The following is a 23,790-nucleotide window of genomic DNA, read 5'->3' as shown; positions in this document are numbered from 1 at the left end:
GAGTTCTTTCCTTTCTTCGAAGAGGTCGTCCTTCTTCACTGCGCGGCAGCGACGGGCGCCGTACGGGTCCAGTCGTCTTCAGGTACGCCGGCGGTAGGCGCGGAGCGCGAGCGGGACGAAGGCCACCAGCAGGCCCGCCATCCACGCCAGGCTGGAGAGCACCGGCTGGGCCACCGGCCCGCCCAGGATCAGGCCGCGGGTGGCGTCGACGAGGTACGTCACCGGATTGACCGAGACGAACGCCTGCAGCCATCCGGGCAGCGTGCCGGCCTGGACGAACACGTTGCTGCCGAACGTCAGCGGGAACATCAGCAGGATCCCGACACCCTGCACACCCTGCGGCTTCTTCATCGTGACGCCGAGCCACACCCACGCCCAGCACAACGCGAGCGCGAAGCCCATCACCAGTGCACAGCCCGCGAGCGCGCCGAGGAAGCCGCCGGTGAAGTCGAAGCCGAGCACCGCGCCGAAGCCGAGGAGCACGGCGAGCGAGAGCGCGTACCGCACGAGATCCCCGAGGACCGCACCCACCAGCGGGCCCGAGCGGGCGATCGGCAGGCTGCGGAACCGATCGAAGACTCCCTTGTCGATGTCGGTGTTCAGCGCGATGCCGGTGCCCATCGTGGAGAAGACGATGGTCTGCACCATCAGCCCCGGCAGGACGAACTGCAGGTACGAACGCCAGTCGCCGCTGATCGCGCCGCCGAAGATGAAGACGAACAGCACCACGAAGATGATCGGCTGCAGCGTCACATCGATCAGCGCCTCGGGATTGCGGCGGATCTTGAGCAGGCTGCGCCAGGTGAGGGTCAGGCCGTGGCGCAGGGCGCGCAGGGGGTTCATCCGCCGGGGTGCCGTCGCGATGGCGGGCAGTGCGGTCATGCCAACCTTCCTTCTGTGGCAGCGGTCTCGTCGGCGGGGGATGGTGGTCCGGCTGGCCCGTTGCGTGGTCCGGTCGGCTCGTTGCCTGCTCCGATCGGCTCGGCACGGTGGCCGGTGAGGGCGAGGAAGACCTCGTCGAGGCTGGGCAGGCGAAGGGCGAGTTCGCGTACGACGATCCGCGCGTCCTCCAGCCGGCGTACGGCGGCGGTCATCACCGCGGGGTCGTGCACGGGTACGCCGAGCAAGCCCGGGTCAGCCCCCTCGGTCGGCGCCACACCGGCCAGCTCGGTCATGAGCCGGGCCACCGCCGGCAGGTCGCTCGCCAGCGCCGGGCGGATCTCGAGCCGCTGCGCACCAGCCTTCGCCTTCAGCTGGGCCGGCGTACCGTTCGCCACCACCCGGCCGTGGTCGATCACGGCGATCTCGTTCGTCAGCTGGTCGGCCTCATCGAGGTACTGCGTGGTGAGGAGGACGGTCACCCCGTCCGCGACCAGCCCGCGTATGACGTCCCACACCTCGGCTCGGGCGTGGGGATCGAGGCCGGTCGTGGGTTCGTCGAGATACAACACCGTGGGCCGCCCGACCAGGCTCGCGGCCAGGTCGAGCCGGCGGCGCATGCCACCGGAGTAGGTGCTGGCCGGCCGGCCAGCCGCGTCCGTGAGGCCGAACCGCTCGAGCAGGTCCCGGGCTCGTTGCCTGGCGTCCTTGCGGGAAAGCTCCAGCAGCCGGCCGAGGAGGATGAGGTTCTCCAGACCGGTCAGCTCCTCGTCGACCGAGGCGTACTGTCCGGTGAGCCCGATCAGCTCGCGCACCTTGTGGGCGTCGCGGATGGTGTCGAACCCACCGACGCGGGCCCTGCCCTCATCCGGCTTGATCAGGGTCGCCAGGACCCGGACCGCCGTGGTCTTGCCGGCGCCGTTCGGGCCCAGCACGCCCAGGATGGAGCCGGTGCGGGCGGCGAGATCGACACCGGCCAGCGCCGTGGTCGACCCGAACCGCTTCACCAGGCCCTCTGCCTGGATCGCATACGACATCGTGATTCCTCCCAGGTACCACCGCTTTCGGGGTGCGGCGGTACGCCACAGAGGCTGCCCGGTGCCGCTGAGAGATCACGCACAAATCACTGACAGCTAGCCCTTGGGATAGGCGAGGGCGACGTCATGCTGGTGGTTCTGGCCGCTGGTCACCTGGAGGACGCTGGCCGCGGGCGGGTAGATCGTCGTGACCAGGGTGTACTCGCCGTCGGGGAGTTCGTCGAAGCGGTAGCGCCCGTCCGGCCCGGACGCTGTGACGCTCACCACCCGACCCCAGCTGTCGACCAGCGTGAGCCGGGCGTCGGAAAGCGCCCGACCGCTGCCGCCGCGTACGACGCCGTGCAGATGGCCGCCGCCGGCCAGCTCGACGTCCTGGCGCAGGGTGCCGTTGGCGGGGACGTGCACGATCAGAGCGGCTGGGGGGTACGCCGGTGCGTTGACCACCATCGTGTAGGTGCCGGGCACCAGGTCGGCGAGGGTGTACGAGCCGTCGGGTCCCGTGGTCTGGCCGGCCACGACCGCTCCGCGGGGGTTGGTGAGCGTGACCGTGGCGTTCGCGATGCTGGCGGCGCTGCGCACCACGCCGTACACACCGCTCTCCCCGCGCAGGGTCAGGTCCAGTTCGCGCGGGCTCTTCTGGTCGTTCAGCTCGATGATCTGCGCGTGCGGGTGGAACGCTCTGGCGCTGGCGATCAGGAGGTACGTCCCGTTGCTTGGCCTCGTCAGCTCGTACCCCCCGTCGCCGGCGGCGATGCTCCGGCCCAGCTGCCGGCCGGCCAGGTCGCAGAGTGTGAGGACGACGCCGGGGATCGGCTCGCCGCTCGCCTGGCGGACCCGGACGAGGAGTGGGTCGGTGTCGCCCTGGGTGTCGCGCTCGGGGACATCGTCTGGGGCGCCACGCTGCTGGGCGGGCACGGTGACGTTGACGTGGGAGGTGTCGTCGGTACTCACGGTGGGGTTGGCGTACTCCTTGTCCTGTGTGCGGGCGGGATCCTGCTTGAGGGCGAACGCGAGAAGGGCGGCGAGGGCCAGCAGGGGAACGCCGTACCCGAGAAGCGGTGGAAAGACCTCGGCGACCGCTGTGGTGGAGGCGCCGGCGAGGCGCTCGGTGAGCCGATTGGCGAACGCCACGCCCAGCGCCGACGTGCCGGCGCAGCCGCCGAGCTGCCACCACGAGATCGGCCAACGGGAGACGGTGAGCGCCGGCGGCACGAGGCCGATCCCGATGCCGAGACCGCCCATGGCGGCGTACTCCTGCCAGCGCGGCGAATTCCCCAGCGTCACCGACAGCAGCGCCATTCCGGTGGCGGCCAGGATGGCGCCGAGGATGGCGAACAACCGGTGTTTTCCGAACCTGGATATGAGGGGAGTCGCGGTCAGCACGGAAACGCAGGCGCCCGCGATCATGGGCAGGAGGAAGATTCCTGCTTCTGTCGGGGTCGCGCCCTCGGTGAGTTCGCGGAATACCGGGAGGTAGGTAATGGTGGCGAAGGTCGCGGCGCCGACGGCGAATGCGACTATGCCCGCGACGATGGGGGTGCGGATACGCTGGCGTCGACCCATAGTCGTCGCGGCTGTGAGTTCTGGCCTTGGACGCTTGGGAATGCCGAATGTCATCAGGAGCGCGACTGCTCCGACCGGCACGCTGGCGTAGAAACCCGCCTGCCAGGTCTGGTGTTCGGCCAGGGCGCCGCCCAGGAGGACGCCTCCGCCGGTGGCCAGGACGAAGACCGCGCCGAGGAATCGCGAGAGCCGCGCACGTGCCTTTTGCTGTAGGTGTGTTGTGACGATCGTGTGCGCGCCGATGATGAGGCCGCCCGCGCCGATTCCCTGGGTCGCCCGGGACGCGAGAATTTCGGTCAGGGTGTCTGATCGGCCGGCCAGGACGGATCCGGCGACGAATATCAGAATGGCGACCTGAAAGAGCCCCTTATATCCCAGGTGGCGCCCGAGCCTTGTGAATAGCGGCAATGCGATCGCCGAGCCGAGCGGATATGCCGCGACGAGCCAGGCGATCTGGGCAACCCATGAGGTGGAGTCGATAATTCGTACGTCACTGGCAATTGTTGGCAGGGCAGTCACGACAATTGTCTGGTGAAGGGCCGCGATGAAGACCGCCAGCACCGTGCTGGTGCTGATGGCGAGCAATCGGCCCTTGCGAGGTGACCTGTCGCTGCCCGTCGTGCCCATCGGCACGCGGGTCGCCGGCACTCTCGTTGTCGTTGCCACGGCCGCACCCCCGGGAGGCTCGGTTGATCCGAATCACTCTACGGGTCTACGTACGTACGATCAGCCACCGCCTGCGGCGTGGCACCCGCGCGGCGGCGCCCGGCTTGTCGTGTTTCTTCCAGGCTCGGCGGCTGGCTGGCTCAGAAGGCGGTGTAGCCGCCGTCCACGACGAGCACCGACCCGGTCATGAACGCCGACGCCGGACTGGCCAGGAACACCACGCTCGGCGCGATCTCCTCCGGCAGCGCGTACCGCTGCTGCGGCGCGTCCTCGACCCAGTGCCGCCGGAACTCCGGCCGGTCCACCGGCGCCATGTCGGTCTTGACGTAGCCCGGGGCCAAAGCGTTCACGCGGATGCCCTTCGGCGCCCATTCCGCGGCGAGCGACTTGGTGAGCTGGTGCACAGCCGCCTTCGAGGCGTTGTACGCCGGCTGCCACTGCGGCCGGTTGACGATGAGGGCGGAGATCGAGCCGACGTTCACGATGGAGCCGCCGCCGTGCTCGGCCATGTGCCGGCCGGCCGCGACACAGCACTTCCACAGGGCCCGCACGTTGAGGTCGAACACCTGGTCCCACTCATCGTCGGTGACCTTCCAGGATTCGTTGTGGAAGCAGATGCCCGCGTTGTTGACCAGGATGTCCAGCCCGCCGAGGCCCGCCACGGTCTCGGCGACGATCCGGTCGACGTCGGCGGGTACGGTCACGTCGCCGGTGATTGCCAGGGTCTTGACGCCGACCCCGTCCAGCTCCCGCGCGGCGGCCCGGTTACGGTCAGCGTCCCGGGAGACGAAGGCCACGTCGGCGCCCGCCTGCGCCAGAGCCGCGGTGAAGGCCTTCCCGAGGCCGCGGTTGCCGCCGGTGACGAGCGCCTTGCGGCCGGCGAGGCTGAAGGTGTCCAAGACGTTCACGTGTCCTCCTTCTTGTCCCTGCTCCCTGGCCGCCACCTTCCCACGTGCGGCGGGTCGAGTGCCTGGCCGCTGTCCGGGGTACGCCACCGCGGCGGCACCTCACCGGGCCGGGGAGGGGCACGGCTAGGCTTGGCCCGGGTCAGACGATGGTCGGGTTCGCTCGACGCATCCCAGACCACGGGCCGTTAGCTCAACTGGCAGAGCAGCGGACTTTTAATCCGCGGGTTCTGGGTTCGATCCCCAGGCGGCCCACCGCATCTGACCTGAGCAGATGCCGCGATTTGCGGCTGGGGTCACCGACCTGCTGTCAACCTCACCGAGTCCACTCGCGACCGTCGCGAGGTCGAGAAGATCCGCATGAGACTGCTCGCGAAGGTCGACCAACAGCGCACCGGCTCGACCAAGGCGACGCTCGGCTACACCCTCGACGCATGGCTACAGGTGCACGAAGCAGACGAGCAGACCCTCGAGGGATACCGCGGGTACGCCGAACGCGCCATCAAGCCCGCCCTCGGCGACGTGCCCATCGCGAAGGTCAGCGCCCGCGTCCTGGAACAGTTCCATGCGCAGCTGCGGCGCTGCCGGGCCCGATGCAACGGAAAGGCCCACCTCGAGCACGTCACCGATGAGCCGCACGACGAGTGCAACCAGGTCGTTCACCGCCGGGTGCGAGACCACGACCCGAGCGCTGATCAACAACCCCGTCCGGACCGTGGGACCTCAATGCCACATCACTCGAGGTCTCCGCAGTGCCGCATGTCGGCGGCGGGGTGAGACAGCGGTGGGTGACGAGGAAGAGGACGACGGCGCCCCAGTAGCCAGCCCGGCGGCGGTCGCTGCATGGTCCTGTCCGAGGCGAAGGCCGGCGAAGTAGCCGGAGCTGACCGACGTTCCATTGCGGCCTCACCGCGGGTGGGGAACAGCGACCCGCTGGGGTCGGGCGTGCTGTAGTGCGATCCGCTGGAAGACCTCGGCCTGTGTCGGGTACTGGAAGACCTCGGCCTGTGTCGGGTAGCAGTGAACCGTGTTGGCCAGCACCTCCAGCGGCACCTGGTTCATGATTGCCAGCGTAAGCTCGGTGATCATCTCACCGCCGTCGCCGAGAGCTGCCGTGGCGCACACGTCTCAGGCGGGCTGTCGCACCGCCGTCTTACGACGATTGTCGATCAGATTCCGCCAGAGTGCATCCGCGCCGCGGCGTGCGATATCGCTTGCCGAGCCTTCGACGTGCGCGTGCAACGCCCACCCGAGCACGGTAATGTGGTCGGTGGCGGTATTCGAGCCCGCGTTCCCCACGCGGAGCAGCCTGACGAGCGCTTCGCTGTCGGCAATGTCGGGGCGGGCCAGGAACACCGGTAATGGGTGGTGGCCGTAGGTTTTCTTCCAGGTCGCCGCCGCGTTCTGTTGGAGTGGTCGATGGTGATGGTGGCATCGACATCGATGTGCAGCCACCCACCTGCGGCGGGTGCGGCATCGGCCGCCCACGCCAGTGCTCGCGCGGCCGCGGCGACCAGATCGGCGAACACCGCCCGGCTCGTACACCCGCGGACCCTTGTACGTGTCCGCGAGCACGGCCGTGACCTGCACCGAAGGTGTGGCCAGGTCGGCGAGTTCGCGCACCATGCGCATCCCGGCATGCGGCAGGGCACCCAGGCCGTCAACAGAGATTCGTACCCAGCCTGGCGTGTGGAACCCTTCAGAAATCCTATTGTGTCTTGCAGGACAGACACTTTCGCATTTCGCACGCACTCATCTGCGGACTTTCGCGAAAAATCCAGCCTTGACTGACGCCATACAGACAAGGAGCGAACGCATGGAACGGGAAATCATCCGGGTCGAACCCATCGACAGCAATTTCGAGAAGTGGGGCGCGCCGGTGTCGACCTGTACCCGGGCCGGCAACATGGTGTTCATCTCGGGCATGCCGCCTTTCGACCCCGACACCGGGGAACTCGTCCCGAACGCACCGTTCGAACGCCAGGTCGAGCTCATCCTCACCCAGATTAAGAAGGCGCTCGAGGCCGCCGGCTCGGACCTCGACCATGTGCTGAAGTGCAACGCAATGTGCATCTCGGCCGACCACTTCAACGCTTTCAACGAGGTCTACAAGCGCTTTTTCCCGAACAACCCGCCTGCCCGCATCTTCTTCTGCGTGCCGGAGTGGACGGGCCCCTTCGACATCGAGGTCGACTGTATCGCCGTCACGAAGGACTGAGGGCTGGGACAACATGACCGCGCCGCGCGGTGACGATCACGACCCAGACGGTGCAGGCCCTGGTCGCCGTCAACGTCGCCGCGGTGCAGGCGGGCCGGCCCGACGCCCCCTCGCCATGGACAGCACACCGAGCCTGGTGCCCTGACCTACCAGATCGCCGCCACGCTCTACCAGCACCGGCAGGTCGCCACCACCCATCTGCAGCGCATGCTCGCCCCACACATACACAGCATCCAGATCCTGCGCCGGACCAGGAAGCTGCGCGAGCAGGGCCTGGCCCCCGCCACCGAGAGCTGGGTCGCCGCCCAAGCCCGCAGTGTGCTGGCCGACGACAGCGAACAGGTCATCGCCGACATCCGTACCGCCGCCAAGACGGCCGTCCTCGGCGAGGACAAGCTCAAGACCATCGAGGCGGTCTGCGGCTATCTGGAGAGCAAGAGCCCCTACCTGCGGTACGACACCGCGCTGACCCGCGGCTGGCCGATAGCCACCGGCATCATCGAGGGCGCCTGCCGCCACCTGGTCAAGGACCGCCTCGACATCACCGGCGCCCGCTGGTCACTCGCCGGAGCCGAAGCCGTCCTGAAACTGCGAGCCCTGATCAGCAACGGCGACTTCAACCCCTACTACGCCTGGCACCTCAAACAGGAACACCGTCGTGTCCACCAAGCCCGCTACCAGGACAGACCCCGCCTCGCAGCCCCTCGCGCGTCGACTCACTCTCGGACTCAACATCAAGCAGCCTAGCGATCTTGAACGTTCGTCGTCCAACAGGCCGTCACCCAAGCTGAACAGCTACATCTGGGCTCTGGCGTACCGCAGTGCGATCTCCTGGAAGACCTGGGCCTGTGTCGGGTAGCAGTGAACCGTGTTGGCCAGCACCTCCAGCGGCACCTGGTTCATGATTGCCAGCGTAAGCTCGGTGATCATCTCACCGGCGTGCGCCGCCACAAGCGTCGCTCCTGCGATCTCGCTGCTGCCGCTGCGCGTGTATATCGCCCCGAATCCCTCCTCCTCGCCGTCGATGAACGCCCGCGCCACCTTGTCCAGGTCGAGCTGGTAAGCGTCGATGGCGACACCTTCGTTGCGGGCTCGGCGCGGTGTCAGGCCCACCTCGGCCACCTCGGGATCGGTGTAGGTGCAGTGGGGAATGACGAGCTCTCGTGCCGGGCGATGCGCCCCGTCCAGCGCGTTCGCGATACAGAGCCGCGCTGTCGCATTGGCCGCGTGCGTGAACTTCTGCGGGAAGGTTGCATCGCCAATGGCATAGATGTTGGGGTTGCTGGTGCACAGGTATTCATCTACCTCCACGCCATCCCCGTCGGCGTGCACCCCTGCCGCGCCCAGGCCCAGGTGCTCCACGTGCGCCTTGCGGCCGGTGCCGAACAGCAGCGCATCGTAGGGCAGCTCGCGCGTCTCGCCGGTGCCCTGCGCCAGCAAACGGCCGGCGCCCGCCCGTACTGCCTTGAACCCCAGATGGAGCCTTAGCCCCTCCTGCTCGAACCGGCGACGGATCAGCTCCCCGACCTCCGGCTCATCATTGGGCAGCAGGGTCCCGCTGTCGCTGACCAGGTCCACCTCGCTGCCGAGACGGCGGAAGGCCTGGGCCAGCTCGCATCCCAGCGGACCGCTGCCGATGACGACCAGCCGGGCTGGCAGCTCTGTCAGTGAGAAGACGGTCTCGTTGGTCAGGTACTCGCCGGTCCGCAGTCCCTCGATGGGGGGCACCACGGGGTCCGATCCGGTGGCGATCACGGCCGTCCGAAATCGCAGTAGCCTGCCCTCGACCTCCATGGCATTCGGCGCGGTGAAGCGCGTGTGCCCGAGGTAGACCTCCGCCCCCGCTTGCTCGGCTACCTCGACCGCATCGCCTGCGCTGCTGAGGGAACGCATCTTGCGGACCCGCTCCATGACCGAGCCGAAATCAGTTTGGGGTGGGGCGTCGAGCCGAAAGCCGAACTCGGCCCCGCGGCTCGCCTCGTGCACCGCGCGTGCGCAGCGAATCAGCGCCTTGCTCGGCGTGCAGCCGAAGTTGACACAGGTGCCCCCGGTCAGTCGCTGCTCCGTCATAGCGACGCGGTGCCCGCCTGCGGCAGCAGTCGTGGCGGCGGTGAGGCCGCCCGGGCCGCCGCCGAGCACCACCAGGTCGTAGTCACCACCTTCGCGGTTGACCCAGTCAGGTGGGTGGCCCTGGCGGATCGTGCGCTGGTTGTGAACGTCGTCGGGGTACAGCTCGATAGTCGTCATGGCGCATCATCCTCCCTGGGCCAGGTTGGTCTGCTTCAACGACAGCGAGCCGACCGGGGCGGGTTGCGGTCGGCTTCACGCGTCGAGCCTCTTGTGCGACGTACGACAGTTAGTTTTCGGGTGCATGGTCCGAAAACCCAGGGCCTCACGTCCCCCCATCAAGGGGCCCTCGGGCCGTCGGTCGTTGCGGTCGCGCGCCCACGTGTCGTACTCACACCAGATGGCCTTTGCACACCTCGCTGACGGTGTGGACTTGGAGCTGGCGGCCTGGTCGCCGAACGCGCCTTTCGGAGTCGCCTGCGCGCGCTCGAGCAAAACAAGGACAGCTGACGGAGCCAGCTTCTTCGCGATATCTCTCGCGGCATTGAACTACGGCGTCATCGAGGATGGCCCCGGGTACACCTAACGGCCACATCGACCGCCCCGGTCGTCACCAGCCGGCCCAGCGCGGAGCGCGCCGCCATCGTGGACGGGTTCACGTGAGGCTTGAGCGTGGAAACCTAATCTTCGGTGATACGGGCAGTTTCACCACGTGGCGAGGATCGTCGACGCCACGCTGAAGAGTGGGTCCATCGCCGAGAGCTGCCGTGGCGCACACGTGTCAGGCGGCCTGTCGCACCGCCGTCCCAAGACGATTGTCGATCAGGTACCGCCAGAGTCCATCCGCGCCGCGGCGCGCGACATCGCTTGCCGTGCCTTCGACGTGCACGTGCTTGCCGTCGGGACCTGTGCCATCAATTGACCAGTCCACCACGATCTCGGCGATATCGCCGGCAACGAACACATGGCGCGCCCTAGCCTCCAGCGGCAGGCCGAGGCTGAGATCGCGCTCGAGTTCGGCAGCGATCTCGGCTCGATCAGTTACGGTTCGCCCGTCGTCCGCGATGAGCACGGCTCCTTCGTACAAGCCCGCCATCGCGCTGACCTTGCCGGAGTTAAATCGCTCAACCAGCGACGGGATAACGCCTTCGGGTTTAGTGGGGAGTGAATAGGACTCGGACATCACCGTCTCCTGTTCGTGTTGGTTGAACTGCGATGCGTCCCACCGTAGCGCGGGTTATGGCCTGGGCTGGAGGAGAATCCGAAGGCATTCTTCCATTTCACCAAGAAGCTTATGAACAACAATGCCAGGGAAACCCATCAGAATTACGCGACACTAGCGTCGCATCGTTAGTTAGTTGACATTGTGTGATGATGCGGTATGTCATCTGCGCTGGAGCTGACGGATGAGGATCGGGCGATGCCTTCTTCGTGGACGCGGTCGAGCACGGTTCCCGGCTGGCCGTGCGGAGTGGGTCCGGATCGTGTTGGCCGTGGCGGCGTGGCACGTTCAAGGTCTCCACCGATTCGGCCCTGGAGGCCAAGGTCCGCGACGTGGGGTTGTGCCGACCTACCGCCCCACCGATCGCGCCCCCGAGTCCTCACGGACGAACGCGGATGATCGTCTTCCCCTTGATCCGCTCGGTCGGGTTGAGGGCCGTAACGGCGTCGTCGAGGGTTGCGATGTTGCCGATGTTCGTCCGCAGTCGTCCGTCCCGCACCCGCTGCACGATTTCACTCAGTTGGCCACGATCGGCCTCGACGACGAAGTCGATCGCCAGGCCGTCGGTGGGCCGCGCCTCGGGCGGCCCGACGACGGTCACCAGTGTTCCTCCGGCGCGAATCAGGCCTGCGGACCGATTCTGGATGTCGCCGCCGATCACATCGAACACCAGGTCGACGCGGCCGACGTCTTCCAGGGTGTCGTTGTCGAGGTCGACGAACTCCTGCGCGCCGAAGTCGAGCGCCTTCTGACGGTCGGCAGCGCGCCCCGTACCGATGACATACGCGCCAGCCTCGCGCGCGAGTTGCGTCACCATCGTCCCGACTGCGCCGGCCGCGCCGTGCGCGAGGACACTCTGCCCCGCCTGAAGCCGGCCGTGCTCGAACAGCCCTTGCCACGCGGTCAGGCCCGAGATAGGCAGGCTCGCGCCCACCGTGAAGTCGACGTCGCCCGGCAGCGGCGCGAGGTTGCGTGCCTCGACGGCCACATACTCTGCCAGGGTGCCGTCGCGATGCCAGTCCGTGAGGCCGAACACCCGCTGTCCCACAGACAGACCGGTCGTGCCGTACCCGAGAGCGGTGACCAGTCCGGCCATCTCGTGCCCGGGGATCGACGGTGTTCGGTCACGGTCGACGCGATCGGTCCAGGTCGAGGTCCACTCCAGCTCAGTCGGGACGAATCCCGACGCATGTACCTGAACGACGACGTCGTTTATCGCTGCCGGCGGCTCGGGCCGCTCCACCAGCGTCATCCCGGCCTTTCCCGCGGCCCGGTCCGTCACCACGATCGCCTTCATGGGAATTGTCTCCCCGGTCATTTGTCTCTTTGGCGGAAATGTTGCCTCGATGGGCGGGTGTCGCTCACGGACGGACGCGGATGATCGTCTGCCCGCTGATCCGCTCGGTCGGGTTGAGGGCCGCGACGGCGTCGTCGAGGGTTGCGATGTTGCCGATGTTCGTCCGCAGTCGTCCGTCCCGCACCCGCTGGACGATCTCACCCAGTTGGGCCCGATCGGGCACAACAACAAAGTCGATCGCCAAGCCGTCCGCGGGCCGCGCCTCGGGCGGGCCGGCGATGGTCACCAGCGTTCCTCCGGCCCGGATCACGCCTACGGACCGCCTCTGGATGTCTCCGCCAATGACGTCGAACACCAGATCGACGCCGCCGACGTCTTCCAGCGCGTCGTTGTCGAGGTCGACGAACTCCTGCGCGCCGAAGTCGAGCGCCTTCTGACGGTCGGCCGCGCGCCCCGTACCGACGACATACGCGCCGGCCTCACGTGCGAGCTGAGTCACCATCGACCCGACTGAGCCGGCCGCGCCGTGCACGAGGACGCTCTGCCCCGCCTGAAGACGGCCATGCTCGAACAGTCCCTGCCACGCGGTCAGACCCGGCATCGGCAGGCTCGTGCCCACCGTGAAGTCGACGTCGCCCGGCAGCGGCGCGAGGTTGCGTGCCTCGATCGCCACGTACTCCGCCAGCCCGCCGCCGCGATACGAGTCCGTGAGGCCGAACACCCGTTGTCCCACCGACAGCCCCGTCGTGCCATAGCCGAGAGCGGTGACCACTCCGGCCAGCTCTTGCCCGGGAATCGACGGTGTTCGGTCACGGTCGAGGCGATCGGTCCAGGTCGAGGGCCACGTCAGCTCGCCCGAGGTGAATCCCGACGCATGAACCTGAACAACGACGTCGTTTGTCGCTGGTTCCGGCTCGGGCAGCTCCACCAGCGTCATCCCGGCCGTTCCCGCAGGCTCATCTGTCACCACAATCGCCTTCATCGGGCACGTCCCTTTACCCAGTCCTCGCCTGTACGGCATTTTTCGGTTCACCAGTGTTAGTGGCACCAGACCTCGGCGTCTTACCACGCTGATCGGTGGGGGTTGTGGCGCGAGGGCGTCGTTGTCGAGCGACACTTCGAAGCGGCTCAGCACTTCTTCGGCGTTGGCGTACGTCTGCCGCATCTGCTCCGCCATCGCAGAAAGGTCGGTGATCGCGTTGTTCGTATCGGCTGGTGTTGGCGCGTGGAACTCTGCGTCGCGATGTGAGAACTGTCCGGACACGTAGACGTGTCGCCGTGCCGTACGGCCTGACGACCACGTACCCGGTCGGGTCGAGCACAAACCGGTCGACTGCAGGTAGGCCGGGTGCGGCGGGTGGGCGCCGTGCCCTTCTTCGTCGCGATGCCCTCAGCCCTGCCGTGCGTTGAACCGCGGGTTCAGCTTGTTGATCAGGTGGACGCGGCTGCGCCGGCGTACGGTCGAGCTCTCCACAGACGCGCGGGTCGTCGGCGGGGTGTCGCTGCTGTATCTCCCGCCGGGTGGGGAGGACCTGGAGATCGGTGCGGGACGGGCGGCGGAATGACGGGCGACGCCGGCTCCGCCCTCCGGGTTATCGATGCCCCTGATCATCACCGGTACGAGATCGTCCGCGACGGAACGGTCGTCGGCTATGCCGGCTATCAGAAGACCGAGCTCTCCGTCCTGACATTTGTCCCCGGATGGGCGCTGGCTGTCCGTAGCTAAGCGGTCAGGCCCTCTGCGTGGGAATCCGTGCGCTTTCCTTTGCCGCGAGTTCCTCGTCGTCGACGAAGGTGATCATTTCAACGCCGGGAGCACACAGCATAACGACGACAAACCGGCTCGTTCTGTCCGCGAGCAGGTTCGCGGCGGTGTAGTGGATGACCTCGCCGCCGGGTTCCCAGAAGGCCTCTCCGGCCTTGATCGGATATGGCGCCTGGCCTTCGAGCTCGAACAACATTTCGCCTTCGAGCATGTAGCCGAAAACAGGGCCGGAGTGGCGGTGTGGAGCTATGCCAGGGTCCCCTGGAGGCAACTCGAGGACTCGGACCATCGCGAACGAACCCTGCACGATGAACGGCGGCTCGACCTGCAGCAGATCCTTCTGTGTCATGTGCGTGTCAACAACAGGCATATGACAACGCTAGCTCCGCGCAGCCCGCTACCGGGGCACTCGGTCTCGCCTGAGCAGACCCGATCTCCGGGGTCGCGCACGAAGATTGTTGCGCTGAGATGACCCGCTCTGGAATCACATTTCGTGACCGACCCTCCCATTGAGTCCCCTCCGCGGGAGCCTCATACGGTGCCGGCGAGGCCGCCGACGCCGCGCCCGCACAGCCGGCCGCCGTGTATTCGGCATACCGCGCGGGAAGGGCCGGGTGACTGACCCGCCGCGTGTTCCCCGCCGAGGTACCTGACCCGCATTAGCTGACCGGCGACCACATCGCCGGCTCTCGGATGACCCCGGAGCTTCCCATGAAGGGGCTCTAAGGTCCAGATTTTTCGTGGCCTCAGCGTCGGTCGTGCAGTCTTCCGTTGAGCACGCGGATGATCGGTGGACCGGCGCCGATCATCCGGGCCGGTAGCCGACAAGGAGCAGCTGGTCCGCGCCGTGGTCCTGCTCCGCGCGGAAGAGATCACGGAGCGCGAGCATGCTGCGCTACAACGCCTCAGATCGTTCAATGGATGGTTCGGTGGAGGGACGCACTCGTCCAGCGCAACTCACTGCAAAAGGGCGCATACGGCTGCGTCCTCGGCTCGATCGCCGTGGGGAACCCGCCCGCCCGAGGGTTCCCCACACTCCGACTCGAGGAAGGGTCAGACCCTGGCCTCTTCCCCGACGCTGGCCTGTGGAGTCGAGACCGCCTTCGGTGCCCGGCGTCCGGGCATCCACCAGTTGGCCTTGCCGCAGAGTTCCATCACCGCGGGGACGAGGACCATCCGGATGATGGTGGCGTCGACGAGCACGGCGATGGCCATGCCCAGACCGATCTGCTTGACCGCCACGTCGGGGCCGAGTACGGCGGTCGTGAAGACGGCGATCATGATGGCGGCCGCAGCCGTGATGACCTTGGCGGTCCGCGCCAACCCGCGAGTGACGGCCACCCGGGTGTCGCCGGTGCGCTCGTACTCCTCACGGACTCGCGAGATCAGGAAGACCTCGTAATCCATCGACAAGCCGAACAGGAGCGGGAACATCATCATCGGCACCCAGGTCGTGACCGGCATCTCGGTGGGGAAACCGAGGGCCGAGCCCAACCATCCCCACTGCACGATCGCGACCAGTACGCCGTAGGCGGCGCCGATCGACAGCAGGTTCATCACGGCGGCCTGCAGCGCGATCGTGACCGACCGGACCAGCGCGACCAGCAGCAGCAGGGACAGCGCGATGACGACCGCGATCATCAGAGGCAGGCGCGAGCTGGTGTCCTCGGCGAAGTCGATCGCGCCCGCGTTCGGGCCCCCGACGTAGACCTTTTCGCCGCCGGATGCCTTGGGCAGTACGTCGTCGCGGAGCTCGTGCACCAGGTCCGCGGTCGCCTCATCCTGGTATCCGGTCTTGGGGAAGGCCATGAAGATGGCGGCCTGCCCGTCCTTGCTGACCCGAGGCGGTGTGGCATAGGCGATGCCCTCGGTCTTGCTGACCGCTTCGACGACGGGACGCAGATCGGCGTCCTTGGAGTCGACCTCGGTGGCGAAGATCAGAGGTGCGCCGTAGCCGGGACCGAAACCCTCGGAGATGATCGTGTACGAGGTGTAGCTGCTCCGGTCGTGGGGCTGGACGCTGGCGTCGGGCAGGCTCAGCCGCATCGACAGCGCGGGGGCGGCCAGCACCAACAGGCCCGCGCCGGCCAGAATCGCGGCGACCAGCGGCCTGCGCTGCACCACGCCGGCCCAGCGTTCGGCGGGGGTACGACGCTCCCGGGACGGGACACCGTCGGCCCCTTGTCGGCGGGACGTGCGACGTGGCGGTCGCAGCGAGTTGATCTTGTGGCCGGTGAAGCCCAGGAACGCCGGCAGCAGGGTCACCGCGGCGACCATCGTCACCAGCACTGTCACCGATGCGCCGATGGCCACGCCGGTCATCATCTTCTGTCCCATGGCGATCAGGCCCAGCAACGCGATCACGACGGTCGTGCCGGCGAACAGCACCGCGTGACCTGCGGTGGTAATGGCCTTGACCGTGGCGCTCTCTGGCGCGTCGCCCTCCTGCAGGCTGTCCTTGTAGCGGGTCAGGATGAACAGCGCGTAGTCAATGCCGACACCGAGCCCGATCATCGTGGCGACGAGCACGGTGAAGTTCGGCGAGGGGACCAGGTGCCCCACGAGCTTGGTCAGGGCGATGCCCCCCACGATCGCCATCAGTGCGGTCACGATCGGCAGACCCATCGCCACCAGTGACCCGAAGGCGATGAACAAGATCACCGCAGCCGTCAGAACGCCAATGCCCTCGGCCGGACCCTGCGGGGGTGTCTCGGCCTTCTCTGCCTTTTCCCCGCCCAGCCCCAGCGTCACGGCGTCACCGGAGGCGTTCGTGACCGTGTCCACTAAGGGCTTGACCTCGGTCTTTTCCACATCCTTGTCGGTCAGTGGGATGGTCGTACGGGCGATACGACGATCCTTCGTCACCAGAGCCTCGTCCTGATAAGGCGAGATCACCGGTCCGGTAATGGGTGAGGCATCCAGATCGGCGATGACCTTCTCGATCTTTTGTCGGGCGGCGGGGTCGTCGATCCCCTTCTCTGCCTTGATCGCGAGAGTCAGCGTGTCCCCTTGTTGCTCGGGGAAGTGCTTCTCGATCAGAACCTGCGCCTTGGCGGAATCGGAGTCTCCACCGGAGAAATCGTTGTCGGAGGCGGCGCCGTAGCCGAAGCCGGCGAACGCCACGGCTATCACGGCGACGATCCAGGTCAGGAGGACCAGGCGACGGCGCCGGTAACAGAACCGGGCTAGTCCCGCCAGAGCTCCATCATTATGGGGAGTCTCGGTTGTCTTCATCTTCTCCTCAAGCCATCTCACTCGCCGTGAATCACCTGTTTCCGTTCTCATGTCATCGGTGTTCATTCCGGCGAGGCTGATCGTGCATGGGGATCGTCGCGCAGGTGAGGCTGTCGTGACCTCTGACAGCGGATGGCAGCGTCTACGCAATTGGGCGTAGACGATTCGTGTCTCGCTACGCTCGTCGTCGTAGGTTTCTCCGCGCGAGAATCAATCGAGCAACAGAGAAGCGTCGACCTGGACGAGCACGTCTACGACGCCCTCGGCGCCGGGGCGAGCGGCTTCCTACTCAAGGACGTCACCGCCGAGCGGCTGTTCGACGCGGTGCGAGTCGTCGCGGCCGGCGAGGCGCTCCTCGCGCCGACGGTGACCCGGCGACTGATCGGGGAGTTCGCGCGACTGCGCCCGCCACCGCCCCGGCAGCCGTCCCCGCTCGGCGTGCTCACCCCGCGGGAGACCGAGGTGCTGCGACTGCTCGCCGAGGGCCTGTCCAACCCGGAGATCGCCGAGCGGCTCGTGGTCAGCGACGAGACCGTGAAGACGCTCGGCTTGCGGGACCGGGCGCAGGCGGTCATGGTCGCGTACGAGAGCGGGCTGGTCGTCCCGCGCGGCAACCGGAGCGGAGCCTGAGCGCCTAGAGATGGAGCACGATGTACTGCTGGTCGACCTCGACGCGGTAGGTCTCCGCTTCGTACGGCCCTTTCGTGTAGCCCGCGTCGACGAGATCTGCGTCGCTCGTGGCGAGTGAGGTCGTGGTTTCCACGGTGGTTTCGTACGCACGGACCCGGGTCTTCGCGGGGTCGAACCACGACTGCCCGGTCCTGACGTCGAACTCCCACTGATGCCAGGGACAGCGGACGATCTCGCCGCGCCGCACGTATTCGTACTCGCCGGGCATCTCTGACCGCACCAGTCCGGAGAGAACGCCCTCGCAGAGCGGGCCGCCTTCGTGGGGGCATTGGTTCCGGATGGCGTAGAAGTCGCCGTTGACGTTGAACAATCCGATCGAACGCCGTTCCACGGTGATGATCTTGCGTTGTCCCGGAGGGATCTCGTCGACGGTCGCGACCACGTATTTCGGCATCGTCAATCCTGGCTTTCTGACTTCACCGAAGCCCGTACAACGCCTTGGCGTTTCCGGCGAAGATCCGGCGGCGGTCCTCTTCTGGCAGGCGTACGCGGAAGGCGCGATCAGGGTCGTCGTAATCCCAGTGCGGGTAATCGGTCGAGAACATCACCCGATCGGAGCCACCCAGATGGTCGAGCACCTGCAGGAGATGACGCGGGTTGTGTGGCTCCTCGATCGGCTGCGTTGTCACCCACATGTGCTCGCGAATGTAGTCAGACGGCCGGCGCTTGAGATGGGGCACTTCCTCCTTCAGCCTCTTCCAGTGTTTGTCGAGTCGCCACATCAGAGACGGCAGCCAGGCAAAGCCGCCCTCGATGAGGACCACCCGGAGTCCAGGAAATCGTTCGAAGACGCCTTCGCAGACAAGGCTCACCACGTGCGCCTGGAACGCCTGTGCCATATCGGTGTGGTCCTCGATGTAGTAGGACGGCCAGCCGGATGCGGTGATGGGTACGCCGCGGGCGCCGCCGCCGAAGTGGATACCGACGGGCAGGTTGTTGCGTTCGGCCGCTTCGTAGATCTTCCAGTATTTCCGGCGACCGAGAGGCTCGGCCGTCCGTACGATCAGGAGGACCTGGACAAAGCCGGGGTGGTCGGCGAAGCGGTCGATCTCCTTGACCGCGAGTTCGGCATCTTCGTACGGCACGGCGACTCCGGCGCGCAGGCGGGGCTCCTTCTCCAGCCATTCGGCGATCTGCCACTCGTTGACCGCGCGGCACAGGGCCGAGGAGTATTCCGCGTTGAGTTGGGTGCCGGCCGGCCCGAGGCAGTTGAGGATGCCGTACTCGATTCCCTCCGGGTCGAGGTGCTGCTTGCGCATGAATTCCAGGTCACCACCGGGCGGGCGGCCCGAAGGCGGCCAGGCGTCATGACGGGCGGCGGCGGGGCTTCCCTTGGGATAAAGCGAGCCGGGATGCGTTCGCGAGCCAAAGAGTTGGCCGTGGCGGCGCCAGCGTTTCGCGAGGTAGGGATCGAGGGCCCCAGGCCAGACCGCGTTGTGGATGTCGCAGTCGACGACCGGGCCTCTGTTCTTTCTCGCGGTCGCGACCATAAGCCCTCCCCTTTCGTTGGTGACAGCGGCGTCAGAAGCGATAGGTCTCGAGTGCGTTGGTGGCAAGGATCCGGTGCTCGACCTCAGGGCGAAGTCCAGAAGGGAGCACGCCTTCCTCAGTGTCGAACTGCCAGTGTGGGAAGTCGGTGGCGAACAACAGCATCTCGTCGCAGCCGAGCTGCTCGATCGTCTCAATGAGCTGCCGCGGCTCGCCGGGTTCGTCCAGGGGTTGGGTGGTGAGCCTGAGGTGATGACGGATGATCTCCGAGGGCGGGCGGTCAACCCAGGGGACCTCCCGCCGCAGGCCCTTCCAGTTCTTGTCGAACCTCCACATCAGCGCGGGTAGCCAGGTGAAGCCGCTTTCGATGAGCACCACCCGGAGCGCCGGGAATTTCGTGAAGACGCCTTCGCTCACCAGGCTTACGACCTGCGCCTGGAACGCCTGCGAGAGGCAGACGTAATCCTCGAGGTAATAGGACGGCCAGCCAACGGGCGTTGGGGGATTGCCGCTCGCGCCGCCCGCGTAGATGCCCACGGCAAGACCGTGCCGCTCGGCCGCCGCATAGATCGGCCAGTAGCGACGTTTGCCGAGTGGAGCCTCGGCCCGCACGGGAAGGAGAACCTGTACGAATCCCGGATGCTCGGCGAGCCGGTCGATCTCCGCGGCGGCCAATTCTGGATTCTGGGCGGGAATGACGATCGACGCACGAAGGCGCGGCTCCGGGGCGAGCCATTCGGCGGCCTGCCAGTCGTTGACGGCTCGCGCCATCGCGAGCGCCCAGTCGTCGTTGTGGATCGCCGAGATCTCGAAGCCGCAGTTCAGAACGGCGTACCGGGCCTGCCATCGGTCGAGCACCTGCGCGCGCAGCAGGCCCAGGTCGCTGCCAGGCGGTCCTCCTGTGGCCGGGGCCGATCCGGGGAGGGCCGAGATCGGTGCGCCTTTCGGATACTGATGCGGGTCGATCGCGCGTACGCCACTCTCCGACAGGTAGTCGCGCCAGCGCTGGTCGAGATACGGCGCCAGGACGTCGACCGAGCCGACAGCGACCTGCACGTCGCAGTCCACGAGGTCGGCGTTTCCCCATCGTGGAAGTCGGCCGGGGTAGGTGGTCTCACGGGTGTCGACCATGTCGCAGTCCTTGTCCTTGCGCCTGTGGAGTCGGAGAGGAACTGCCGAGTGCTGGGCCCGTCTGTGGAATTCATATTCCACGATGCGACAAGCTAAGTCGACCAGACCTACGTGGTCAAGCCTGAACCTCGTGCCGGACAGCGCTGCCGAGCGTGGGTGACGTGCGTTTCTCGCTGTGCGGCTGGCCGCATGTGGACCCTGGCCGGTCTGGCTCGGAATGGAATGAAAGTTCTACGATACGAAATCTCAGCGTGCCTCGCATCGTCTGGAGAGGCCTGAGAGTTCGGGCAGCCTCGAAGGGTTTTCGAGGAGGCGAACGGGATGTCATCACCAGCACCGGGCTCGACCCGCGTCGGGACACCGCCCAACGCCTCGCCTGGTTCCGCCGACCGAAGTGGCGTGAGGAAGACAGACACTCGATCCTCGACGCCGGCCTGGCGGGGTACGAAGCGCAACAACCTGGTGGGGTACGCGTTTCTGGCGCCGTGGTTCGTGGGGCTTGCCGTGCTCACGGCCGGGCCGATGGTGACCTCGTTGTACCTGTCGTTCACCGACTTCGACCTCTTCACGGCGCCGTCCTGGGTCGGTGTCAGCAACTACGTCGAGATGTTCACCAGCGATCCGAGGTACCTGCAGTCCCTCACGGTGACCTTCGTCTATGTCGCGCTCTCGGTGCCTCTTCAACTCGGTTTCGCGCTGCTGCTCGCGGTGGTGCTCAACCGGGGCCTTCGCGGCCTCGGCTTCTACCGCGCTTTGTACTACGTCCCGTCCCTGTTGGGTGGAAGCGTCGCCATCGCCGTGGTCTGGCGCCAGGTCTTTGATCAGAAAGGCCTTGCCAACCAGGTGCTCGGATGGTTCGGGATCGCGGGAAAGGACTGGATATCGATTCCGGACACCGCGCTCCACACCTTGGTTCTGCTCAGCGTGTGGCAGTTCGGGTCACCCATGATCATATTCCTTGCCGGCCTCCGGCAGATACCCCGCGAACTCCACGAGGCGGCGGAGGTCGACGGAGCCGGTCCCGTGCGGCGGTTTGTTCAGATCACCCTGCCGCTGCTGTCGCCGATCATCTTCTTCAACCTCGTACTCCAGATCATCCAGGCGTTTCAGGCGTTCACCTCCGCGTTCATCGTGAGCGGCGGCACCGGCGGACCGTCGGATTCCACCCTCTTCTACACGCTCTACCTCTACACCGAAGGCTTCGGAAACTTCCGCATGGGATACGCATCAGCGATGGCGTGGGTGCTGCTCGCCATCGTGGCGGCGTTCACCGCGGTCAATTTCCTGATGTCGAGGTTCTGGGTCTTCTACGGCGACGAAAGGAGCTGACATGGCCACGGCGCGTACGAACGTACGACATGCGGGTGCACGCCAGCGCACATCGTCGCGCCTTGTCCCGTCGCCGCGTCGCCTTCTGCTCCACACGGCGTTGGCCTGGGGAGCTGCCCTGATGGTGTATCCGCTGCTCTGGCTGGTGAGTAGCTCGGTGAAGCCGGACACCGAGATCTTCACCCAGCTGGGTTTGTGGCCACGGACCTTCGATCTCGCCAACTACTCCGAAGGCTGGTCCGGCGCGAGTCAGTCGTTCACGGTCTTCTTCACCAACTCGCTGGTGATCACGGTGGGATGTGTCATCGGCAACATTCTGGCGTGTTCGGCCGCGGCGTACGCCTTCGCCCGGATCGAGTTCCGCTTCAAGAAGCTGTGGTTCGCGGTCATGCTTTCCACGCTCATGCTGCCGCACCACGTCACCCTCATCCCGCAGTACGTGCTCTTCTTCAACCTCGGCTGGGTCAACACCTATCTGCCGTTGATCGTCCCGAAGTTCCTGGCCACGGATGCGTTCTTCATCTTCTTGATGGTGCAGTTCATCCGCACCATCCCACGTGAGCTCGACGACGCGGCGGCGGTGGACGGCTGTGGTCCGTTCCGTTTCTACCTTCGCATCGTCCTCCCGCTCCTGCGTCCAGCGCTGGTGACGACCGCGATCTTCACCTTCATCTGGACCTACGGCGATTTCCTCAGCCAGCTCATCTACCTGACCGAGCCGGGGCTCTACACCGTGCCCTTGGGGTTGCGGATGTTCCTCGACTCCCTGGGCGGCTCGGCCTGGGGTCCCATGTTCGCGATGTCCGTCGTGTCGCTCATCCCGACCTTCCTGGTCTTTCTCTTCTTCCAGCGAAAGATCGTCGAGGGAATTTCCACCACCGGAATTCGGGGGTGAGCGGCGTACGTCTCCGGAAGGGGTACGCCAGATGAACCCGCACCTCTCGAGGCGTCGGCTCCTTGCCGTCGGCGCCCAGGCGTCAGCCGCCGCGGCCGTCCTCGGGTTGTCGGCCTGCGGCAGGAACGAAGCGAGCACCAACGGCAAGGTCCAACTCCGGATCAGCTGGTGGGGAGCGGCGGAGAGCCACAAGCGCCAGCTCGCCGGCGTCAAAGCAGTCGAGAAGCTGCACAAGAATCTCACCTTCAAGCCGGAGTACACCGACCCGGATTCGTACTGGAACCGCCTCGCGACACAGGTGTCCGGCGGCAACGCTCCCGACGTGCTGTCGATGTCGTGGAGTCGGTTGGCGGAGTACGCCGGTCGCAATGTCCTGCAACCGCTGGACGAATACTCGCCGGAGCTCATCAACCTCGACGACATGGACAAGAACTACGTGGATCTCGGTCGGGTCGACGGCAAGCTGTACGGCGTCGGGCGCGGGATGACCATTCCCTGCGTTCTCGTCGACGAAGACGTCCTCAAGAAGGCGAAGGTCGAGAAGCCGCCGGACACCTGGACCTGGAACGACTTCGGTGCCTTTGCGAAGAAGATTCATGAGGCGGTCGGGGGCGACTTCTACGGCTCCGAGGACGGCTCTGGAAAACTCGACTATCTGGAACTCTGGGTACGCGGGCGGGGTGGCCTTTTGTACGACGACGGAAAGATCGCCGTTCCACGGAAGGATCTCGTCGAGTGGTTGGAGTACTGGTCCGAGCTGCGCGCGTCCAAGGCGTGCGTGCCGGCGAACGTCCAGGCCGCCTACCAGAACGGCGTCCAGAACAGCCCGCTGGTGAAGGGCAGCGCCGCGATCCTGCTCCTCAACTCCGACGCGAGCATGAATTTCGCCGGGCTGACCGAACACCGGCTGATCACGCTGGTGGCTCCGACCGGAGGCAAGCGGGTGCAGTACTTCCGCGCACCCAGCATGCTGTCCTGCTTCGTGCGTTCCCCGCACAAGCGCGAGGCCGCGCTCACGATCGGCACGCTCGTCGCGAACCTCGAGGTGGCGAAGGGCTACGGTCTCGAGAGCGGCCCGCCGCCGTCGAAGAAGGTCCAGAAGCTGTTGAAGAGCGAGGACCTCGACGTCATGGAACGCCAACTGATCGACTTCAGCGATCACCTTCTCGCGACGTACGCCAGTGCGCCGCCGCCGCTACCACCGAAGGGAGCCGGCGAGGTGGGCCTGATTCTTGGCCGGGCGGCGGAGGACATCGCCTTCGGGCGGATTGACATCGAGGCCGGCGCTGACCGGTTCCTCGCCGAGGCCGCGAAGGAACTCGCATCCGCCTGACCGCATCGCCATTATCCGCATCCGCATTGACCGACTGCCGCCAGACGGACTCAAGGAATGAGGGACCACAC

22 protein-coding genes, 1 tRNA gene and 2 pseudogenes are annotated in these 23,790 nt (G+C 66.5%); 10 read left to right on the top strand and 15 right to left on the bottom strand.

The window, feature by feature from the left end; translation table 11 throughout:
• Positions 1–78: 78 nt before the first annotated feature.
• The 4 genes from B141_RS0125500 to B141_RS0125485 all read right to left on the bottom strand — a co-directional run bounded on the left by B141_RS0125500 (position 79) and on the right by B141_RS0125485 (position 5,053).
• Complete coding sequence (locus B141_RS0125500) at positions 79–882, bottom strand: ABC transporter permease (RefSeq protein WP_020578023.1); 804 nt, start codon at positions 880–882, stop codon at positions 79–81.
• The gene (locus tag B141_RS42680; protein ID WP_020578022.1) at positions 879–1,916 is read right to left on the bottom strand and encodes a daunorubicin resistance protein DrrA family ABC transporter ATP-binding protein; all 1,038 of its coding nucleotides are present in this window, start codon (positions 1,914–1,916) and stop codon (positions 879–881) included. Before B141_RS42680 ends, B141_RS0125500 begins: the two co-directional genes overlap by 4 nt.
• Before the next feature lie 96 nt (positions 1,917–2,012).
• A complete protein-coding gene (locus B141_RS0125490; RefSeq protein WP_157181275.1) occupies positions 2,013–4,145 on the bottom strand; it encodes an MFS transporter in 2,133 nt (710 codons plus the stop codon).
• Between the two features lie 140 nt (positions 4,146–4,285).
• Positions 4,286–5,053 (bottom strand): SDR family NAD(P)-dependent oxidoreductase, encoded by a 768-nt coding sequence (locus B141_RS0125485; protein ID WP_020578020.1) that lies wholly within the window; start codon positions 5,051–5,053, stop codon positions 4,286–4,288.
• A 179-nt stretch (positions 5,054–5,232) separates the two neighbouring features.
• Between B141_RS0125485 and B141_RS0125480 the strand changes: the two genes are divergently transcribed.
• Together B141_RS0125480 and B141_RS0125475 are read left to right on the top strand one after the other, a co-directional pair.
• Positions 5,233–5,305: transfer RNA gene (locus B141_RS0125480), tRNA-Lys, on the top strand.
• A gap of 105 nt (positions 5,306–5,410) precedes the next feature.
• Positions 5,411–5,827, top strand: coding sequence for a tyrosine-type recombinase/integrase (locus tag B141_RS0125475; protein ID WP_020578019.1), 417 nt, complete (start codon positions 5,411–5,413; stop codon positions 5,825–5,827).
• Between the two features lie 129 nt (positions 5,828–5,956).
• On the opposite strand, the gene B141_RS0125470 is transcribed toward B141_RS0125475, so the two are convergent.
• Both B141_RS0125470 and B141_RS51670 read right to left on the bottom strand, forming a co-directional pair.
• Positions 5,957–6,175, bottom strand: coding sequence for a hypothetical protein (locus B141_RS0125470; RefSeq protein ID WP_020578018.1), 219 nt, complete (start codon positions 6,173–6,175; stop codon positions 5,957–5,959).
• Between the two features lie 114 nt (positions 6,176–6,289).
• Positions 6,290–6,757 (bottom strand): annotated as a pseudogene (locus B141_RS51670) (IS1380 family transposase); the annotation flags it as partial.
• A 109-nt stretch (positions 6,758–6,866) separates the two neighbouring features.
• Here B141_RS51670 and B141_RS0125460 point away from each other — a divergent pair.
• Positions 6,867–7,268, top strand: coding sequence for a RidA family protein (locus B141_RS0125460; RefSeq protein ID WP_020578017.1), 402 nt, complete (start codon positions 6,867–6,869; stop codon positions 7,266–7,268).
• Between the two features lie 423 nt (positions 7,269–7,691).
• Positions 7,692–8,015, top strand: a pseudogene (locus tag B141_RS51665) (ISKra4 family transposase); the annotation flags it as partial.
• A 48-nt stretch (positions 8,016–8,063) separates the two neighbouring features.
• Here the strand turns inward: B141_RS51665 and B141_RS42670 are convergent.
• From B141_RS42670 to B141_RS0125430, 4 genes are all read right to left on the bottom strand, one after another.
• Positions 8,064–9,515 carry an FAD-dependent oxidoreductase gene (locus B141_RS42670; protein WP_020578015.1) on the bottom strand — a complete coding sequence of 484 codons (1,452 nt, stop codon included), beginning with the start codon at positions 9,513–9,515 and terminating at the stop codon, positions 8,064–8,066.
• A 601-nt stretch (positions 9,516–10,116) separates the two neighbouring features.
• A complete protein-coding gene (locus tag B141_RS0125440) occupies positions 10,117–10,518 on the bottom strand; it encodes a YybH family protein (RefSeq protein ID WP_040422253.1) in 402 nt (133 codons plus the stop codon).
• 418 nt (positions 10,519–10,936) lie between these two features.
• A complete protein-coding gene (locus tag B141_RS0125435) occupies positions 10,937–11,854 on the bottom strand; it encodes an NADP-dependent oxidoreductase (protein ID WP_020578012.1) in 918 nt (305 codons plus the stop codon).
• Between the two features lie 64 nt (positions 11,855–11,918).
• The gene (locus B141_RS0125430; RefSeq protein ID WP_237742800.1) at positions 11,919–12,821 is read right to left on the bottom strand and encodes an NADP-dependent oxidoreductase; all 903 of its coding nucleotides are present in this window, start codon (positions 12,819–12,821) and stop codon (positions 11,919–11,921) included.
• A 460-nt stretch (positions 12,822–13,281) separates the two neighbouring features.
• On the opposite strand from B141_RS0125430, the gene B141_RS51655 reads away from it, so the two are divergent.
• Positions 13,282–13,419 (top strand): hypothetical protein, encoded by a 138-nt coding sequence (locus B141_RS51655; RefSeq protein WP_237742803.1) that lies wholly within the window; start codon positions 13,282–13,284, stop codon positions 13,417–13,419.
• Positions 13,416–13,580, top strand: coding sequence for a hypothetical protein (locus tag B141_RS50390; RefSeq protein WP_020578009.1), 165 nt, complete (start codon positions 13,416–13,418; stop codon positions 13,578–13,580). The genes B141_RS51655 and B141_RS50390 overlap by 4 nt, the downstream gene beginning before the upstream one ends.
• Positions 13,581–13,584: 4 nt before the next feature.
• On the opposite strand, the gene B141_RS0125415 is transcribed toward B141_RS50390, so the two are convergent.
• Positions 13,585–13,989, bottom strand: coding sequence for a cupin domain-containing protein (locus B141_RS0125415; RefSeq protein WP_026257569.1), 405 nt, complete (start codon positions 13,987–13,989; stop codon positions 13,585–13,587).
• A 683-nt stretch (positions 13,990–14,672) separates the two neighbouring features.
• Positions 14,673–16,853: an MMPL family transporter gene (locus B141_RS0125405; RefSeq protein WP_020578007.1), complete on the bottom strand. Its 2,181-nt coding sequence runs from the start codon at positions 16,851–16,853 to the stop codon at positions 14,673–14,675.
• 150 nt (positions 16,854–17,003) lie between these two features.
• Here B141_RS0125405 and B141_RS42665 point away from each other — a divergent pair, with 150 nt between their 5' ends.
• Positions 17,004–17,483, top strand: coding sequence for a LuxR C-terminal-related transcriptional regulator (locus B141_RS42665; protein ID WP_020578006.1), 480 nt, complete (start codon positions 17,004–17,006; stop codon positions 17,481–17,483).
• A 4-nt stretch (positions 17,484–17,487) separates the two neighbouring features.
• Here B141_RS42665 and B141_RS0125395 read toward each other — a convergent pair whose 3' ends face one another.
• From B141_RS0125395 to B141_RS0125385, 3 genes are read right to left on the bottom strand one after another with little or no spacing between them, the layout of a single operon-like run.
• Positions 17,488–17,937, bottom strand: a complete 450-nt coding sequence (locus tag B141_RS0125395) for a Rieske (2Fe-2S) protein (RefSeq protein ID WP_020578005.1) — start codon at positions 17,935–17,937, stop codon at positions 17,488–17,490.
• Positions 17,938–17,959: 22 nt separating this feature from the next.
• The gene (locus tag B141_RS0125390) at positions 17,960–19,033 is read right to left on the bottom strand and encodes an amidohydrolase family protein (protein ID WP_020578004.1); all 1,074 of its coding nucleotides are present in this window, start codon (positions 19,031–19,033) and stop codon (positions 17,960–17,962) included.
• A gap of 31 nt (positions 19,034–19,064) precedes the next feature.
• Positions 19,065–20,162: an amidohydrolase family protein gene (locus B141_RS0125385; protein WP_020578003.1), complete on the bottom strand. Its 1,098-nt coding sequence runs from the start codon at positions 20,160–20,162 to the stop codon at positions 19,065–19,067.
• A gap of 399 nt (positions 20,163–20,561) precedes the next feature.
• Between B141_RS0125385 and B141_RS0125380 the strand changes: the two genes are divergently transcribed.
• From B141_RS0125380 to B141_RS0125370, 3 genes are read left to right on the top strand one after another with little or no spacing between them, the layout of a single operon-like run.
• Positions 20,562–21,491, top strand: a complete 930-nt coding sequence (locus tag B141_RS0125380; protein WP_020578002.1) for a carbohydrate ABC transporter permease — start codon at positions 20,562–20,564, stop codon at positions 21,489–21,491.
• A 1-nt stretch (position 21,492) separates the two neighbouring features.
• Positions 21,493–22,386 (top strand): carbohydrate ABC transporter permease, encoded by an 894-nt coding sequence (locus B141_RS0125375; RefSeq protein ID WP_020578001.1) that lies wholly within the window; start codon positions 21,493–21,495, stop codon positions 22,384–22,386.
• Positions 22,387–22,417: 31 nt separating this feature from the next.
• Positions 22,418–23,719: an ABC transporter substrate-binding protein gene (locus tag B141_RS0125370; protein ID WP_020578000.1), complete on the top strand. Its 1,302-nt coding sequence runs from the start codon at positions 22,418–22,420 to the stop codon at positions 23,717–23,719.
• The last annotated feature ends 71 nt before the right edge of the window (positions 23,720–23,790 follow it).

It is taken from the genome of Actinopolymorpha alba DSM 45243 (assembly GCF_000373925.1).
Classification (GTDB): domain Bacteria; phylum Actinomycetota; class Actinomycetes; order Propionibacteriales; family Actinopolymorphaceae; genus Actinopolymorpha; species Actinopolymorpha alba.
The sequence above is the reverse complement of the archived record's forward strand: the minus strand, read 5'-3'. Positions and strand labels throughout refer to the sequence as shown.

What these genes read in the sequence shown, in the direction of transcription:
- B141_RS0125500 (WP_020578023.1), bottom strand. Translation starts at nt 882, where the DNA reads ATGACCGCACTGCCCGCCATCGCGACGGCACCCCGGCGGATGAACCCC.
- B141_RS42680 (WP_020578022.1), bottom strand. Translation starts at nt 1,916, where the DNA reads ATGTCGTATGCGATCCAGGCAGAGGGCCTGGTGAAGCGGTTCGGGTCG.
- B141_RS0125475 (WP_020578019.1), top strand. Translation starts at nt 5,411, where the DNA reads ATGAGACTGCTCGCGAAGGTCGACCAACAGCGCACCGGCTCGACCAAG.
- B141_RS0125460 (WP_020578017.1), top strand. Translation starts at nt 6,867, where the DNA reads ATGGAACGGGAAATCATCCGGGTCGAACCCATCGACAGCAATTTCGAG.
- B141_RS42670 (WP_020578015.1), bottom strand. Translation starts at nt 9,515, where the DNA reads ATGACGACTATCGAGCTGTACCCCGACGACGTTCACAACCAGCGCACG.
- B141_RS0125440 (WP_040422253.1), bottom strand. Translation starts at nt 10,518, where the DNA reads ATGTCCGAGTCCTATTCACTCCCCACTAAACCCGAAGGCGTTATCCCG.
- B141_RS0125435 (WP_020578012.1), bottom strand. Translation starts at nt 11,854, where the DNA reads ATGAAGGCGATCGTGGTGACGGACCGGGCCGCGGGAAAGGCCGGGATG.
- B141_RS50390 (WP_020578009.1), top strand. Translation starts at nt 13,416, where the DNA reads ATGACGGGCGACGCCGGCTCCGCCCTCCGGGTTATCGATGCCCCTGAT.
- B141_RS0125415 (WP_026257569.1), bottom strand. Translation starts at nt 13,989, where the DNA reads ATGCCTGTTGTTGACACGCACATGACACAGAAGGATCTGCTGCAGGTC.
- B141_RS0125405 (WP_020578007.1), bottom strand. Translation starts at nt 16,853, where the DNA reads ATGAAGACAACCGAGACTCCCCATAATGATGGAGCTCTGGCGGGACTA.
- B141_RS0125395 (WP_020578005.1), bottom strand. Translation starts at nt 17,937, where the DNA reads ATGCCGAAATACGTGGTCGCGACCGTCGACGAGATCCCTCCGGGACAA.
- B141_RS0125390 (WP_020578004.1), bottom strand. Translation starts at nt 19,033, where the DNA reads ATGGTCGCGACCGCGAGAAAGAACAGAGGCCCGGTCGTCGACTGCGAC.
- B141_RS0125385 (WP_020578003.1), bottom strand. Translation starts at nt 20,162, where the DNA reads ATGGTCGACACCCGTGAGACCACCTACCCCGGCCGACTTCCACGATGG.
- B141_RS0125375 (WP_020578001.1), top strand. Translation starts at nt 21,493, where the DNA reads ATGGCCACGGCGCGTACGAACGTACGACATGCGGGTGCACGCCAGCGC.
- B141_RS0125370 (WP_020578000.1), top strand. Translation starts at nt 22,418, where the DNA reads ATGAACCCGCACCTCTCGAGGCGTCGGCTCCTTGCCGTCGGCGCCCAG.